General features: G+C 65.8%; 12 protein-coding genes. 9 read left to right on the forward strand and 3 right to left on the reverse strand.

Going from position 1 to position 14,016, the window contains the following annotated elements; genetic code table 11:
• Positions 1-5: 5 nt before the first annotated feature.
• Entirely contained in the window at positions 6-1,595 is a 1,590-nt protein-coding gene (locus KY501_RS09510) for a matrixin family metalloprotease (RefSeq protein ID WP_224362376.1), read from the reverse strand.
• A gap of 308 nt (positions 1,596-1,903) precedes the next feature.
• On the opposite strand from KY501_RS09510, the gene allB reads away from it, so the two are divergent.
• The 9 genes from allB (at position 1,904) to KY501_RS09555 (ending at position 11,270) form a co-directional block, all read left to right on the forward strand.
• Complete coding sequence (gene allB / locus KY501_RS09515; RefSeq protein ID WP_224362377.1) at positions 1,904-3,268, forward strand: allantoinase AllB; 1,365 nt, start codon at positions 1,904-1,906, stop codon at positions 3,266-3,268.
• Positions 3,269-3,291: 23 nt separating this feature from the next.
• A complete protein-coding gene (gene alc / locus KY501_RS09520; RefSeq protein ID WP_224362378.1) occupies positions 3,292-4,308 on the forward strand; it encodes an allantoicase in 1,017 nt (338 codons plus the stop codon).
• Positions 4,305-4,817: a 2-oxo-4-hydroxy-4-carboxy-5-ureidoimidazoline decarboxylase gene (gene uraD / locus KY501_RS09525; protein WP_224362379.1), complete on the forward strand. Its 513-nt coding sequence runs from the start codon at positions 4,305-4,307 to the stop codon at positions 4,815-4,817. The genes alc and uraD overlap by 4 nt, the downstream gene beginning before the upstream one ends.
• Positions 4,814-5,158 (forward strand): hydroxyisourate hydrolase, encoded by a 345-nt coding sequence (uraH, locus tag KY501_RS09530; protein ID WP_224362380.1) that lies wholly within the window; start codon positions 4,814-4,816, stop codon positions 5,156-5,158. Before uraD ends, uraH begins: the two co-directional genes overlap by 4 nt.
• A 12-nt stretch (positions 5,159-5,170) precedes the next feature.
• The gene (locus tag KY501_RS09535) at positions 5,171-6,535 is read left to right on the forward strand and encodes a DUF6986 family protein (RefSeq protein WP_224362381.1); all 1,365 of its coding nucleotides are present in this window, start codon (positions 5,171-5,173) and stop codon (positions 6,533-6,535) included.
• 200 nt (positions 6,536-6,735) lie between these two features.
• Positions 6,736-7,608, forward strand: coding sequence for a trypsin-like serine protease (locus tag KY501_RS09540; RefSeq protein ID WP_224362382.1), 873 nt, complete (start codon positions 6,736-6,738; stop codon positions 7,606-7,608).
• Between the two features lie 27 nt (positions 7,609-7,635).
• A complete protein-coding gene (locus tag KY501_RS09545) occupies positions 7,636-8,673 on the forward strand; it encodes a trypsin-like serine protease (protein WP_224362383.1) in 1,038 nt (345 codons plus the stop codon).
• 123 nt (positions 8,674-8,796) lie between these two features.
• Positions 8,797-10,338 carry a urate hydroxylase PuuD gene (locus KY501_RS09550; RefSeq protein ID WP_224362384.1) on the forward strand — a complete coding sequence of 514 codons (1,542 nt, stop codon included), beginning with the start codon at positions 8,797-8,799 and terminating at the stop codon, positions 10,336-10,338.
• Between the two features lie 59 nt (positions 10,339-10,397).
• Positions 10,398-11,270: a GIY-YIG nuclease family protein gene (locus KY501_RS09555; protein WP_224362385.1), complete on the forward strand. Its 873-nt coding sequence runs from the start codon at positions 10,398-10,400 to the stop codon at positions 11,268-11,270.
• 173 nt (positions 11,271-11,443) lie between these two features.
• Here the strand turns inward: KY501_RS09555 and KY501_RS09560 are convergent, their stop codons facing one another.
• Together KY501_RS09560 and KY501_RS09565 are read right to left on the reverse strand one after the other, a co-directional pair.
• A complete protein-coding gene (locus KY501_RS09560; protein ID WP_224362386.1) occupies positions 11,444-12,826 on the reverse strand; it encodes a serine/threonine protein kinase in 1,383 nt (460 codons plus the stop codon).
• 99 nt (positions 12,827-12,925) lie between these two features.
• On the reverse strand, positions 12,926-13,990 hold the full coding sequence (locus tag KY501_RS09565) for a DUF2804 domain-containing protein (RefSeq protein ID WP_224362387.1): 1,065 nt from the start codon (positions 13,988-13,990) through the stop codon (positions 12,926-12,928).
• Positions 13,991-14,016: the final 26 nt, after the last annotated feature.

A 14,016-nucleotide genomic window follows, 5' to 3' on the forward strand; every position in this document is an offset into this window, starting at 1 on the left:
AACAATCACTGGTCATACCGGGAGCTGAAGCTCGACCACGCCGTGAAGTCACTCGAGCCCGCGGTGCGGACAACGGTGGGCGGCGACTGCAGGACGAGGCTCGAGAAGGTGGAAGTCCCCAGGGACGGCGAGAGCCACCATGCGTGAGTCAGCACCGTAGCCGTTCCCCGATCGCGCCAGACCGAGAAGACGCCACCAGGAGCGGCCGCCACTCCGGCGCCATAGGAGGCGTAGGTCGTCGCGGTGTCGGACTCGACGTAGAGGTTCCCGCTCGCGTCGAAGCGCAGGACTGCCGTGCGCACGGGGGTATGGCTGACGTTGCCATCGGTGTACGCCAGCACGCAGTACTGGCCGCTGTCCTGGCAGGTCAACCCCATCGGGTGGAACGTGCGCATGCTGAACTGCTGGAGCGTTCCCCAGGTCTGGCCCTGGTCCTTCGAGATGAGGGTGTGGATCTTGCCGGAAAACCGATGGGTGTACGCCATCACGTACCAGCCCTTGAAGCTGGCGTATGCCAGTGCCGGCACGTTCTGGGTGACCTGGCCGGTCGACTGCAGCGGCGCGGTGCTGAAGTTCGTCCAGCCCGCCACGCTCGAAGACAGGATCGTCATCGCGGAGTCGGCGGAGACATGCAGCATGATGTCTCGCGTCGCGCTCTCATGGCAGCCGACGACTGGCGGGAAGAAGGAGGACCAGGAGAGCGTCAGCGGAGTCGTGACCGCGAATCCATCTGTCCTCAAGGCCACGAGGTTCCGCGTCTGGGCCTGGGTGGCCGCGACCAGATAGGCATCGTTCGATGTCCCGTTGGACCAGCAGGCGGATGGCTGACCGATGATGGTGCCCGCGTAGGGCTCCGTCGAGGCCAACCAGCCGGCGGAAGGGTTGTAGTACCTGTGACGGAACGTCGTCTGCGTGGGGGCATACGGGAAGCTCGGATCCCGAAGTCCCGCGAGCTCATCGTGGGACAGCTTGCGCTTCACGTTCTCGCCGCTCGTGGTGGTGGGCCACATCACGGCGTTGGAGTCGCTGCTGTGGTCGAAGCCGATGGCGTGCCCCACCTCATGGAGGAAGACCGTCCAGAAGTCGAGCTCACCGGCATTCGGGAACTGGGCCGACTGGGCCCACGAGTAGGGGGAGTAGACGCCGCCATTGCAGATCGTGCCCGAGTGCATGATGAGCTTGGCGCGAATGATGGGCTGGCTGCCATTGAACGCCGTGAACGTGGTCGCCGCATTGCACGCCCCGCCCCCGTGATATTGCTCGGAGGTGACGAGGATCTCTCCGTCGAGAGGCTGGCCGCTCCACTGCACGCAGCGCGCATCGCTGGCGGCCAGATCCGTGCCGAGCCGCACCCGCAGATCCACGCCTCCCGTCACGAACCACTCGTTCAAGGCCGCAAGCAGGTGGTTGCGGATGTTGGCCCAGGGGTGGTTGGGGAAGTTCTGGGCGAACAGATTGGGACACGCATACGCCCGGACGACAGGCTTGTTCCACCACGTCTGGAAACGGGTATATCCCTGGGCGTCCGGAGTGAACGCCAGGACCAGCAGGAGCCCGATCCCGACCAGGATCGAACCCTCGAGCTTCTTTCTCACAGTCTGCCTCCATGTCACGGGGCCATCCCTGGCACCGCGCGCTGTTCCGGTCTGCGCGCGCCACACTAGGGAGTGGCGCCCGGCTCCTCCGGGGCATGCTGTGAAGCGGACTTCCCGTGCCGTGAACCGGTCTCCAGGGCTCGTGAACTGCCAGGCTCCGCAGGACCTGGGGTAGAAACAGACCCAGAGCTGATACTCCGTTGGTGAGACAACCTCCCCACTCCATAGGTTGGCGAAGAGGGGGCGGAGCATGATTTGACTCTCTTGATGTTTCTTCGGTCGCTCGATGCAGAGAAGGAGTGCACGCCGTGAGTGGAGGACACTGGGTGCTGGTCAGCCGCCGCGTCGTCACCGACAGCGGAGTGCGTGAGGCCGCCATCGTCATTCGTGAGGGCAAGGTGGCGGCGGTGCTGCCTCCAGGTTCCGCGCCCGCGGGCCTGCCCGTGCGAGACGTGGGCAACAAGGTGGTGATGCCGGGCGTGGTGGACTGCCACGCGCACATCAACGAGCCCGGCCGCACCGAATGGGAGGGCTTTGACACGGCCACGCGCGCCGCGGCCGCCGGCGGCATCACCACCGTAGTGGACATGCCGCTCAACTCCATCCCCGCCACCACCAGTCTGCAGGCGCTGCGCACCAAGGCCGCCTCCGCCGAGGGCCACTGCGCCATCGACTATGGCTTCTGGGGCGGCGTCATCCCCGGCAACGCGGGCGAGCTGGAGGCCATGGTCGATGCCGGAGTCACGGGCTTCAAGTGCTTCCTCATCCACTCGGGCGTGGACGAGTTCCCCCACGTCACCCGCGAGGATCTGGAGCGCGCCATGCCCATCCTCGCCCGGCGCGGAGTGCCGCTCATCGTCCACGCGGAGCTCACGCCGGACGAGCGCCCGCCCCAGGGCGACACGCGCACCTACCGCAGCTACCTGGAGTCCCGCCCGCGCCGCTGGGAGGATGACGCCATCCGGATGATGGTGGAGCTGTGCCGCGAGCACGGGGGACAGGTCCACATCGTCCACCTCTCGTCCTCGGACGCGCTGCCGGACATCGCCGCCGCCAAGCGCGAGGGCCTGCCCTTCTCCGTGGAGACGTGCCCGCACTACCTCACCTTCGACGCGGAGCACATCCCCGACGGCGCCACCCACCTCAAGTGCGCCCCGCCCATCCGCGAGGCGGAGAACCGCGAGGCGCTGTGGGCCGGGCTGGCGCGCGGGGACATCGACATGGTGGTGTCGGACCACTCACCGTGCACGCCCTCGCTCAAGCACCTGGACCGGGGAGACTTCGGCGCGGCGTGGGGCGGTATCGCCTCGCTGCAGTTCAGCCTGCCGGCGGTGTGGACGGGCATGCGCGAGCGCGGCCATGGCCTGGAGCAGCTCGTCCAGTGGATGTGCCGCCACCCGGCTCGCCTCGTCGGCCTGTCGGGCGTGAAGGGCACGCTGACCCCGGGCGCGGATGCGGATCTGCTCATCTTCGATCCGGAGGCCACCTTCACCCCCGAGCCCTCGGGGGTGCTCCACCGCCACCCGCTCACGCCCTATACGGGGCGCACCCTCTACGGGGTGGTGGAGGGGACGTTCGTCCGAGGCGTTCCCGCGTTTACAAGGGGTGAAGGCACGCCCCCACCCGTGGGCCAGTGGGTGCGCCGTCCTGGCACTGCCCGCTCAGTGAAATAAGGTATTGGGAGGAGGAGTCCCGCATGCAGACCCCCGAGGAAGGCAAGGTGCGTGTCGCCTTCGCCGAGCTCATCGATCTGGCCGCCGAGAAGGTGGGTGGCCTGGCCCTGATCGCCAATGATGAATTCTTCGCGCCCAAGGAGAACCTGCTCAAGCCCGGGCGTGGCGTCTTCATCCCGGACAAGTACACCGAGTTCGGCAAGTGGATGGATGGCTGGGAGACGCGGCGCAAGCGCGTGCCGGGCTACGACTGGTGCATCCTCCAGTTGGGGCTGCCGGGCGTCATCCGCGGCGTGAACGTGGACACCAACCACTTCCTGGGCAACTTCCCTGAGTACGCCTCGGTGGACGGGCTGGAGGTGCAGGGCACGCCCACGCCCGAGTCCCTCACGAGCGCGGCGTGGACGGAGATCGTCCCGAAGACGAAGCTGGTGGGCGGCACGCAGAACTACCTGCCCGTCGCCAGCGAGCGGCGGTGGACGCACGTGCGGCTGAACATCTACCCGGATGGCGGCGTGGCGCGCTTCCGCGTGCACGGGGTGGTGAAGCCGGATCCGGCGAAGCTGCGCTCGGCGGAGCTGGTGGACCTGGCGGCGGCGGAGAACGGCGGCATCGTCGTGACGACGAATGACGCGTTCTTCGGGCCCAAGGACAACCTCATCCTCCCGGGCCGGGCCACCACCATGGGCGAGGGCTGGGAGACGCGGCGCAAGCGCGTGCCGGGCTTCGACTGGATCGTCGTCAAGCTGGCCATGCCGGGCACGGTGCACAAAGTCGAGGTGGATACCAACCACTTCAAGGGCAACTACCCGGACATGTGCTCGCTGGAGGGGTGCTACCTGAAGGAGGACATCCTCGACTTCGCCAACGCGAAGGACATCGCGTGGCAGGAGATCCTCCCTCGCACGAAGCTGCAGGCGCACCACCGGCACTTCTACGAGTCGGAATTGCGCGCCGCGGGGCCGTTCACCCACGTGCGGCTCAACATCTTCCCGGATGGCGGCATCAGCCGGCTCCGTGTGCACGGGCGTCCTGCGTGAACAAGCTCGAATCGCTCAACAGCCTGCCCTATGACGAGGCCAAGGCGGAGTTCATGCGCTGTTGCGGCTCCACCCGCTGGGCGGACGCCATGGCCCGGGCCCGGCCCTTCAAGGACATCTCCGCCGTGTACGCGGAGGCCGGGTGGCTCTGGTCCCAGACGGGGCCGGATGACTGGAAGGAGGCCATCTCCCACCACCCGCGCGTGGGGGATGTCTCCAAGCTGCGCGAGCGCTTCAAGGCCACCGGCGCCTGGTCCGAGCAGGAGCAGAAGGGCGTGCAGGGGGCTGGCGAGGACGTCATCCAGGCGCTGGCGGATGGCAACCGCGACTACGAGGCGCGCTTCGGCTTCATCTTCCTCATCTGCGCCACGGGCAAGAGTGCCCAGGAGATGTTGGACCATCTGCGCGAGCGCATGAACAACCCGCCGGCGCTGGAGCTGCGCATCGCGGCGGGAGAGCAGGCGCAGATCACCCGCCTTCGGTTGGAGAAGCTTCTCACCTCGCCATGAGTACCCTTTCCACTCACGTCCTCGATACACAGTGGGGCCGCCCGGCGGCCGGAGTTCCCATCCTTCTGGAGGCCCAGGAGCGCGGTGGCGGCTGGCGCGAGCTGGCTCGCGGGACGACGAACTCGGACGGCCGCGTGAAGGACTTCCTGCCCGCGGGCACGAACCTGGAGCCGGGCATCTACCGGATGACGTTCGACACGGCGGCGTACTTCAGCGCCCACTCGGTGCGGGGCTTCTACCCGTACGTCTCGGTGGTGTTCGAGATCCACTCCGCGGGCGAGCACTACCACGTGCCGCTGTTGCTGAGCCCCTTCGGCTACTCCACGTACCGTGGTAGCTGAGTCTCACTCCTTATGACAGCGAAGCTCTCCTCCCGTATCTCCGCCGCTCGAGCGGCGCTGACGAAGTCCAACCAGGCGTACACGCGGGCCTATCCGGGCGAGTCTCCGCGACGGCAGCCAGTGCATACCGTGTACGGCGGTGCCCAGCTCTTCAAGGCGGAGACGGCGCGGAAGATGGGACAGGTGGCGCTGGCCACGTTCCGCGAGTACGCGCCGGATGCGAAGACGCTCGCTGGATGCCTGGAGCTGCCACAGCGGGGAGGCTTCGCGAAGCGGGTGTATGAGAGCGTGGTGGCCAAGCTTGAGCGCGAAGCGGTGGAGGACTTCCGCATCGACTTCGAGGATGGATACGGGAACCGGCCGGATGCGGAGGAGGACGGGCACGCGGTGGGGACGGCGGAGCAGGTGGCACGGGGAATGGCGGAGGGCTCACTGCCGCCGTTCATCGGCATCCGGATCAAGTCGCTCTCGGATGAGCTGTTCGAGCGATCCGCGCGCACGCTAGAGCTGTTCGTCACGACGCTGCTGGAGCGAACGAGCGGCAAGCTGCCGGAGAACTTCGTCGTCACGCTGCCGAAGATCACCACTCCCGAGCAGGTGACGGCGCTGGTGCGCATGCTGGAGGTGCTGGAGCAGGATGGAAAGCTGCCAGCGGGAGCGCTGAAGCTGGAGCTGATGGTGGAGACGCCGCAATCCCTCTTCGATGCACAGGGGCGGCTGGCGCTGCCGACGCTGGTGGCGGCGGCGGAGGGTCGGTGCGTGGGAGCGCACCTGGGCGTGTATGACTACACGGCCTCGCTCAACATCACGGCAGCGAACCAGAGCATGACGCATGCGGCGTGCGACTTCGCTCGACATGTGATGCAGGTGTCACTGGCGGGCACGGGGGTGGCGCTCTCGGACGGGGCGACCAACGTGATGCCTGTGGGCCCGCATAAGAAGGAGGGCACGCGCGCGCTCACGGCGGCGAAGAAGAAGGAGAACCGCGAGGTGGTGCACCGGGCGTGGCGGCTGGCGTACGAGCACACTCGGCACTCGCTGGAGCTTGGCTACTACCAGGGGTGGGATCTGCATCCGGCGCAGCTACCAGTGCGCTACGCGGCGGTGTACGCGTTCTTCCTGGAGGGAATGGACGCGGCCTCACGGCGGCTCAAGAGCTTCATGGAGAAGGCAGCCCAGGCGACGCTGCTGGGGGACGTGTTCGACGACGCGGCCACGGGCCAGGGTCTGCTGAACTCCTTCCTGCGCGGCATCGCCTGCGGGGCCATCACGGAGGAGGAGGCCCAGGCGACGGGACTGTCTCTGGAGGAGCTGCGCAGCCGCTCCTTCTTGAAGATCCTCGAGGGCCGGCGCAAGGCGGCGGGGACGGCTGGGTAGGAGTCCAAAGTCCCCCGAGGAACTTTCAGGTGTCCCCTTTCCGTAGCTCACGATCATGGCCAGCTCTCGCCACCCTGGCCCTGCTGCTGGCTTGTGACGGGTGTAAGGAGCGCACACCAGCTCAAGTACCAGACGCCTATGTGTCCTCGATCCCGAGGTCGCCAGAACCGAGCGTTCCCCCAGAAGCAGATACTCTCGACATGCCTGTGCCACTCGAGGAGAAACGCGATGGTGGCTGGGAGACCGTCGAACTGGAGTTGGGGCCCGTCATCGACCAGCCCCTCGTAACCCACCTGTTGCCACTCGCGGGCGAGGTGGATGAAACGAACCGCTATCTGTCGGCTGTTCTGGTCAAAGCCCAGTTCGATGGGAAGCCGGAGGGCTTCTGCAGCGGAGCCATCATTGGTCGCCGCATCATCCTGACGTCAGGGCACTGTGTCTGCCAGCGCCGAAAGGTTCCCACCAGCTCCAGCGAAGCCCAGGACATCATTGATGGCGCTGCATGCGCGAAGACTGCGACGGTCTCCACGACGAAATACGGCCCTTTCGAAGATACGAAGGAAAAAGTGGCCTGGCGTAGAACGAGCTACCAGGGCAGCGTCCGCCCTCATCCTGGGATGCGAGTCATCCTGGATGCGCAAGGTCAGGTGGTCTCCAGCCATGCGGATCTCGCGGTCATTGTCCTGGCTGCCTCCGTGGAGAAGGAGTTCCGCCCCATTCCTCTGGCCGACAAAGACGTTCAGCTCAACGAGTCCATTGTCATCGTCGGCACGGGCTACGACGAAGAAGCCCGCGCATATGACGGAGAGCGCCGCTCCAGCATCAACAAGGTCATCGAAGTGCTGCCTTCCCAGGGCGGAAGGATGCGCATCCAACAACCCGGTAATCACCATTATCGAGGGGATAGCGGAGGCCCTTGTCTGAGGGAAAGCCCCAAAGGGACCGTCCTTGTCGGAGTTTCCAGCCGGAACCTGGGCGAGGGCGAGGCCATCATGAGCACGTACCCGTACCAGGACTGGCTGCGCGGAGAGGTTCAACGCGCGGAGAAGCAGAACTTCACTCATCCTCCGTAGCAACCGTCATGCAGGTGGAGTGCACAGATGCTTCGAACGTGGAACGCATGGCTCCTGAAATCCGTCTACTCGATGGTCGTCATCATCTGCGACGGCTGCGCATCGAGCGCTCCTACCGAACGCACCGCACCGGAATATGTGTCTGCGGAGGTGCAACTCGGCAGTACGAGACCCGTCGTCTCAGACGGCTGGATCGACAGCCTGAACCGCTACATGTCCACCGTGGTGGTCTCCACGACCTTCTTCGTCCCCAAACAAGGCACCCGGGTCAGGACGTGCAGCGGTGTGCTCATTGCACCGCGTGTGGTTCTAACGGCAGGGCATTGTGTCTGCGATGTACGCAAGCCAGTTCCCCCTGAAGCAAGCGACACGACGCTGACTGACAAGTCGACCTGCGCGAAGACCGCCGCTGTCACACTGCTCCGCTACGAGGATCCCAGTCACGCCTCCCAGGGCGGGTCCAGCACGAGTCCCTCCAATCCACCTGCCGTGATGCTCGGTCCCTACACCGGAAGGGTCCGCGCCCATGATGGCCTTCAAATCGTCTACAAGGACATCGAGACGAGTGCTGGGTGGGAAACGAACACGGAATACAGCAATGCGGATCTCGCGGTGATCATCCTGGAAGAAGCGCTGCGGGGTTCCGCCCTACCCATGAAGCTGGCGGAAGCCCCCATCTCCATCAGGGACAGGGTCATCCTCGTGGGCTATGGACCTGCGCTCCTCGGCGAAGCCTTGACCGTCCCCGTGCGGCGATATGGAGAGAACACGGTCGCATCCATCAAGGAGGACGGCTCGACCTTCCATATAGGTACGCAGCTCGCGGTAGCCCCCAGCTACCGCGGAGAGAAACCGGAACTCCTCCGAGGACGCGGCTCGTATGCAACTACTGGCGACAGCGGTGGACCTTGCTTCCGCGAACGCAAGGGGGCTCTCGAACTGGTCGGCATCGCCCGATCGACCCATGGCCCCCCGCTCGTGCTGTCCGTGTACACCAGTACGCACGCGTACCTGGACTGGTTGCACCAGCAGATTGAAAGCGCCGGTGAGGGGCACACGGATTAGACGTCTCCCCGGCCCTCGTCTGCTCGCCCCACGGGCCGGGTTGTCCCGAGGGCGCGGGTTCTCTATGGTCACTTCCCAGCACTGCGCTCTTGCGCGCACCGCCGCGCCTTCTTTCGAGATCTGATGAGCCCCGTCGTCCAGGAATGGCTGAACCTCGTCGTCCGCTGGGCCCACGTGATCGCCGCCATCATGTGGATCGGCGACTCGTTCCTCTTCATGTGGCTGGACAGCCAGCTGCGCAAGCCCGACCGTCCCCTTGAGGGGGAGGTCGTCGGCGAACTGTGGATGGCTCACAGCGGCGGCTTCTACGAGGTCGTCAAACGCAAGAGCCTCCAGGCCCTGCCGCCCCAGCTCCACTGGTTCAAGTGGGAATCGTACTCCACCTGGATCAGCGGCTTCCTGCTGCTCATCATCGTCTACTACCTCGGCGACCGTGCCATGCTCACGGACGCGAACTCGCCCCTGTCCCACCTCCAGGCGGTGGGCATCAGCTTTGGCCTCATCGCCGCGGGCGTCGTCGTCTACGACGTCCTGTGCCGCACCCCGCTCATCCGGAACAACCGCGTGTTCGGTGCCGTGGGCTTCGTCCTCATCACCGCCGCCGCGTACGGCATCACCCACGTCTTCAGCGCCCGCGCCACCTTCCTCCAGGTGGGCGCCATGCTCGGCACCATCATGGCGTCCAATGTCTTCTTCCGGATCATCCCGGCCCAGAAGCACATGCTGGCCGCCACGCGCGAAGGCCGCCCCGTCGATACCTCCTACGGCGTCCGTGCCAAGCAGCGCTCCACGCACAACCACTACCTGACGCTGCCCGTGCTGTTCACGATGGTGTCCAACCACTTCCCCGTCCTCTACGGACACCCGGAGCCGTGGGCCGTACTCGCCCTCCTGTTCCTGGCCGGCGCGGGCGTGAAGTACATCATGAACTTCCGCACCCGCACGCCCCCCGTGGTCCTCGGTGGCACGGTGCTGGCGCTCGTCGGTGTGGCGGTGATGACGGCCCCGAAGTCGATCACGATCGATCCCGCGCTCGCGGCCGGGCCCAAGGTCTCGTTCGCCACGGCGCAGACCATCGTCCAGACGCGCTGTGTGACGTGCCATGCCGAGAAACCCACCAACTCCTCGTTCACCGCGCCGCCGCAGGGCGTGATGCTCGACACGCCCGAGCGCATCAAAGCCCACGCCGAGCGCGTCTTCGTGCGCGCCGTGCAGACTCAGACGATGCCGCTGGGGAACATGACGTCCATGAACGAGCCGGAGCGGAAGCTGCTCGGCACCTGGATTGCCCAGGGCGCGGACACGACGGCCCCCGGGCCCGCCGAGGTCCCCACGGTGGCTGCCCCCGCCAAGGTGTACGCCAGCCCCGCCGAGGAGGCTCGCGCGGTCTTCACGCAGCGCTGTGTCCCGTGTCACGGCCCCGAAGGACGCGGCAACGGACCGTCCTCCGCCGCGCTGAACCCGAAGCCGCGCAACTACCACGACGTCGAGTGGCAGAAGAGCGTCACGGATGAGGGCATCGCCAAAACGATCCTCGGAGGCGGTATGGCCGTGGGCAAGTCGGACATCATGCCGGCCAACCCCGATCTCGAGCAGAAGCCGGAGGTTGTCTCCGAACTCGTCAAGCTGCTGCGCTCCTTCGGCAAAGAGGGAAGCAATCCGTAAATGGCTCGGCGGATGCCATCCGCCATGTCCGTTTTGAAGCACGCAATAGGAGGTTCCTCATGGGCCTCGGACGAAGCATCCGAATCTACCTAGACGGTGGAGAAGTCACAGGCATCCGGCACGCAGAGGTGGTCAATTGGACCGGCCAAGCCGTGCTGTGTCCACGTCCGAGGATCAACGAACTCATACGCTGGGAACGAGAAACACGGCGCCCTGGTATCTACATCCTCATTGGCGCGGAACAACTGACTTCTCGTGAGGTGTACATCGGCGAATCCGAGAGTGTCCTGGATCGTCTTGACGAGCATCTCGATCGTGAGTTCTGGCAAGAGGTGATCCTGTTCACCAGCAAGGACGAAAACCTCACCAAAGCCCATGTCCGATATCTGGAAGGTCGGCTGATCGAGCAAGCCAATCTCGCCAAGCGCTACAAGGTCACCAACAAGAACCCCTCTCCCCGAACAGGTCTGCCCAGAGCCGACACGGATGCCATGGAGGAGTTCTTCGGGCATGTCCGTCTACTCATGGGTGCATTAGGGCACCGGTTCCTCGAGCCTCTCACGGCCACGAACTCGACCGAGAAGCCCTCTGAACAGCTTCTCGAGTTCTCCTACAACTTCAAAAAGGCAGCGGCGCGTGGGACCGTGACCGATGAGGGCTTCGTCGTCTTCAAAGGCTCGACTGCGATGGCGCAGTCAAACTCAAGCATGATGAATGGCCATTTCCTTCTCAGAAATGAGCTGGTTGAGACGGGAAAACTGAAGTCCCAAGGCGAGGTGTTCCTGTTCAAGGAAGATGTCCTGTTTACCAGCCCTACTGCGGCTGCCGCCGTCATTTGCGGAAACTCTGTCAACGGGCGTGTCTCTTGGAAGCTCAATGACGGCCGCACCCTGAAAGAGTTTGAAGAGGCGAATGCAAAGCAGCCGGAATGAGCATGGGCTCGACGAACCAACAAGTTCCCGAAGCGCAACCAAGCCAGCGGGTACCAGCCGGGATGGGAGCCCCTGTCGGCGGCGCCTGCTGCGACCTGGTATGACCAGCATACCAGTTGGTACAGCTCCCGCCCGACAGGGCTGGGAACCTGAGCCAAGAACACCTCCGCCGACTATGGCACTTGGCCCTTCGCTGCCGGAGGTAGCACGGGCGCTGCTCCCACGGACCGACGGTTCTCTTTGCGCGGTCGTTCACTGCTCGTCGGCAGCGGAGCCACCAACTCCTCTTCACCGCCGGAGGGACCACTGTCCGCTCCAGGTCTTGTCTCGGAGTTCGTGGTTACCGTCGCCCCTGATGGCGACTCGGCGGTCACGACAGCCGCTGATGGTGGTTGCGAAGAGCTCGGGGGCTTCACAGAACCCACCGTCTCCGTGGACGGAGAAGGCTGTGCCACCTTCGGATCGCGTGCGAGTCTCCATGCGGCCAGCCCGGCGGCCACGAGTCCCAAGGTTGTCACCACCCCCAGGGCAGCTCCCGCCTTCGTAAAAGAGAGCGCCATCGGCAACCGCGCCCGCGATGACTCGCTGGACCCTTGGGCGAACGAAGCCCTCGGCCGCTTCGTGCCAGCCGGAGTCACGCAGAAGCTACCGGACTGTTCCTGCACATAGCCCGCGAGCGAGGACGGCCCCGCCAACAGCCCCGTTCCCAGTGCCACCGCCTCCAGCTCCTCGCGCATGGCCGCTGCGTCGGGGTAACGGTCCTCGGGACGCACCTGCAGTGCCCGCCCCACCACGACATAGAACCCTCTCGGCAGCCCGGGACACACTCGCTCCAACGGAGCCCACCTGCCCTTCACCAGCCACGCGTGACGCTCGGAGACATGGCTGTTGGCTTCCAGCGGCGTCGCTCCCGACGCGAGCTGGTACAACGTCACGCCCAGCGAGAACAGGTCACTGCGCCCGTCCAGCCTGCGCCCCATCGCCTGCTCCGGAGAGAAGTAGCCCGCCTTGCCCTTCGTCGTTCCAACGTGCGTGAGGTTGCGGTTGGTGGCGGCCTTCGCGATGCCAAAGTCGATGAGCTTCAGTGTCCCGTTGGGTGCCAGCAGGATGTTCTGCGGCGACACATCCCGGTGGACCAGCCCCCCGTTCGCATGCGCTGCCTCCAACGCGGCGCAAGTGAGGATGCCCACCGCCAGCAGCCCCTCATCCGTGAGCCGCTCGCCGCGCGAAAGCAGCGTCCGCGACACCGTGGACAGGGACACGCCCGGCACCAACTCCATCGCCATATAAAGGAGTCCGTCCACCTCTCCCACCTCGTAGAAGTGAACGATGTTGGGGTGGCTCAGCGTGCAGGCCGTGCGCACCTCATCCAGGAACATCTCCCGGAAGTCCGCGGACCCCGAGTACTCCGACCGGATGATCTTGAGCGCCACCGGCCGCGAGATGTCCCCCACCAGCGACTGCTCCGCTCGATAGACCTCCGCCATGCCGCCCTGAGCAATGAGGCGGGAGACACGATACCGGCCAATCACAGTGCCAGGTTCGAGTGAGGACACGATCGACCCGGGAGCCTAGCCAGGGCCCATCCCCACCCCCAGCCCACCCAAGGAGTATGCCCCCGTGCAGCCACCTCGGCGCCTGACGCGCCGCGAGGCTCACCAGAGCATGTCCTGCTCCTCGGTGACTCCGGGCAAGCTGACCAGCGTGTACGTACGGCCCGCAGCGCGCACCGTGCCCTCGAAGAGCCCCACCGGCTGCGCGAAGTGGCTCACCACCAGCCGCAGGTCCTTCTCATCCCGGTGCACGTAGATGGGCTTGAAACGCAGATCCACCGAGCCATCCGCCGTCGTTACCCGCCACGGATCCAGCAACTCCTTCGGATCGTACTCGAAGCGCGCGGGCGGCAGCGGGTAGAGCCTGTCTCCCACCCACAGCCCGTTCTCGTTGTGGCCCGCGCTCTCGTTGAAGCCCTCCGCGAAGTTGAACCCCACCGGAGTCCCATCCGCCAGCCGGCCCGCCGCGAAGGCCCAGCGCCACGAGGTGTGCCGCGCCAGGTAGCCCTGCGTGTAGTCCAGCCCGCCCACGCCTCCATCCATTCGGAAGCGCTTCCCACCGGCCTCCAGGCTGCCCAACGCCAGCAGCCCTCCGCGCTTCTGCGTCACGTTCACCAGCCCGTCCTGCTCCACCGGCGCAATCAGCGTGAGCGCGGGAGGCCCGCCCGCCACCAGCAATTCCCCCCGCCACTGGAAGGACTGGAGGCTCCCCGTCCGCACACGGCTGACGTCCACCTCCAACTGGTAGCGCTCGTCCTCCTCGCCCCGCCGAGCCGACAGTCGGCCTCCCAGCGTCCGGAAGGAAGCGGTCAGCCCGGCGCCTGGCCGATCGCTTACCTCCACCAATGGCCCAGGCGCCCCCAGGAAGCTCACGTCGCACAGGGGCCGCCGCTCCTGCAGGTCCACCGCGATGGCAAAGGCGCTCGAGGTGTAGCCCAGGTCCACCACCGCGAAGATGGCCGCCACCTCGGGAGTGGCCGCGAACGTGTAGAGCCAGCGCTTGCGCTTCAGCAGCCGAGCCGCCTTCGCCAGCGCCCAGCGCCCCTGGAGCCGGCCGAGATCCACTTCGGGCAGCTCACCCTGGTACTTGCCGAAGCGTGGCTCCCCCTGGCTCGTGGCGATGGAGTTCGGCACAGGGGGCAGCGGCATCTCTCGCTCGGGTGTCATCCCCCTCATTGTGGAGAGTTACCCGC

It is taken from the genome of Hyalangium versicolor (assembly GCF_020103695.1).
Lineage (GTDB): Bacteria > Myxococcota > Myxococcia > Myxococcales > Myxococcaceae > Hyalangium > Hyalangium versicolor.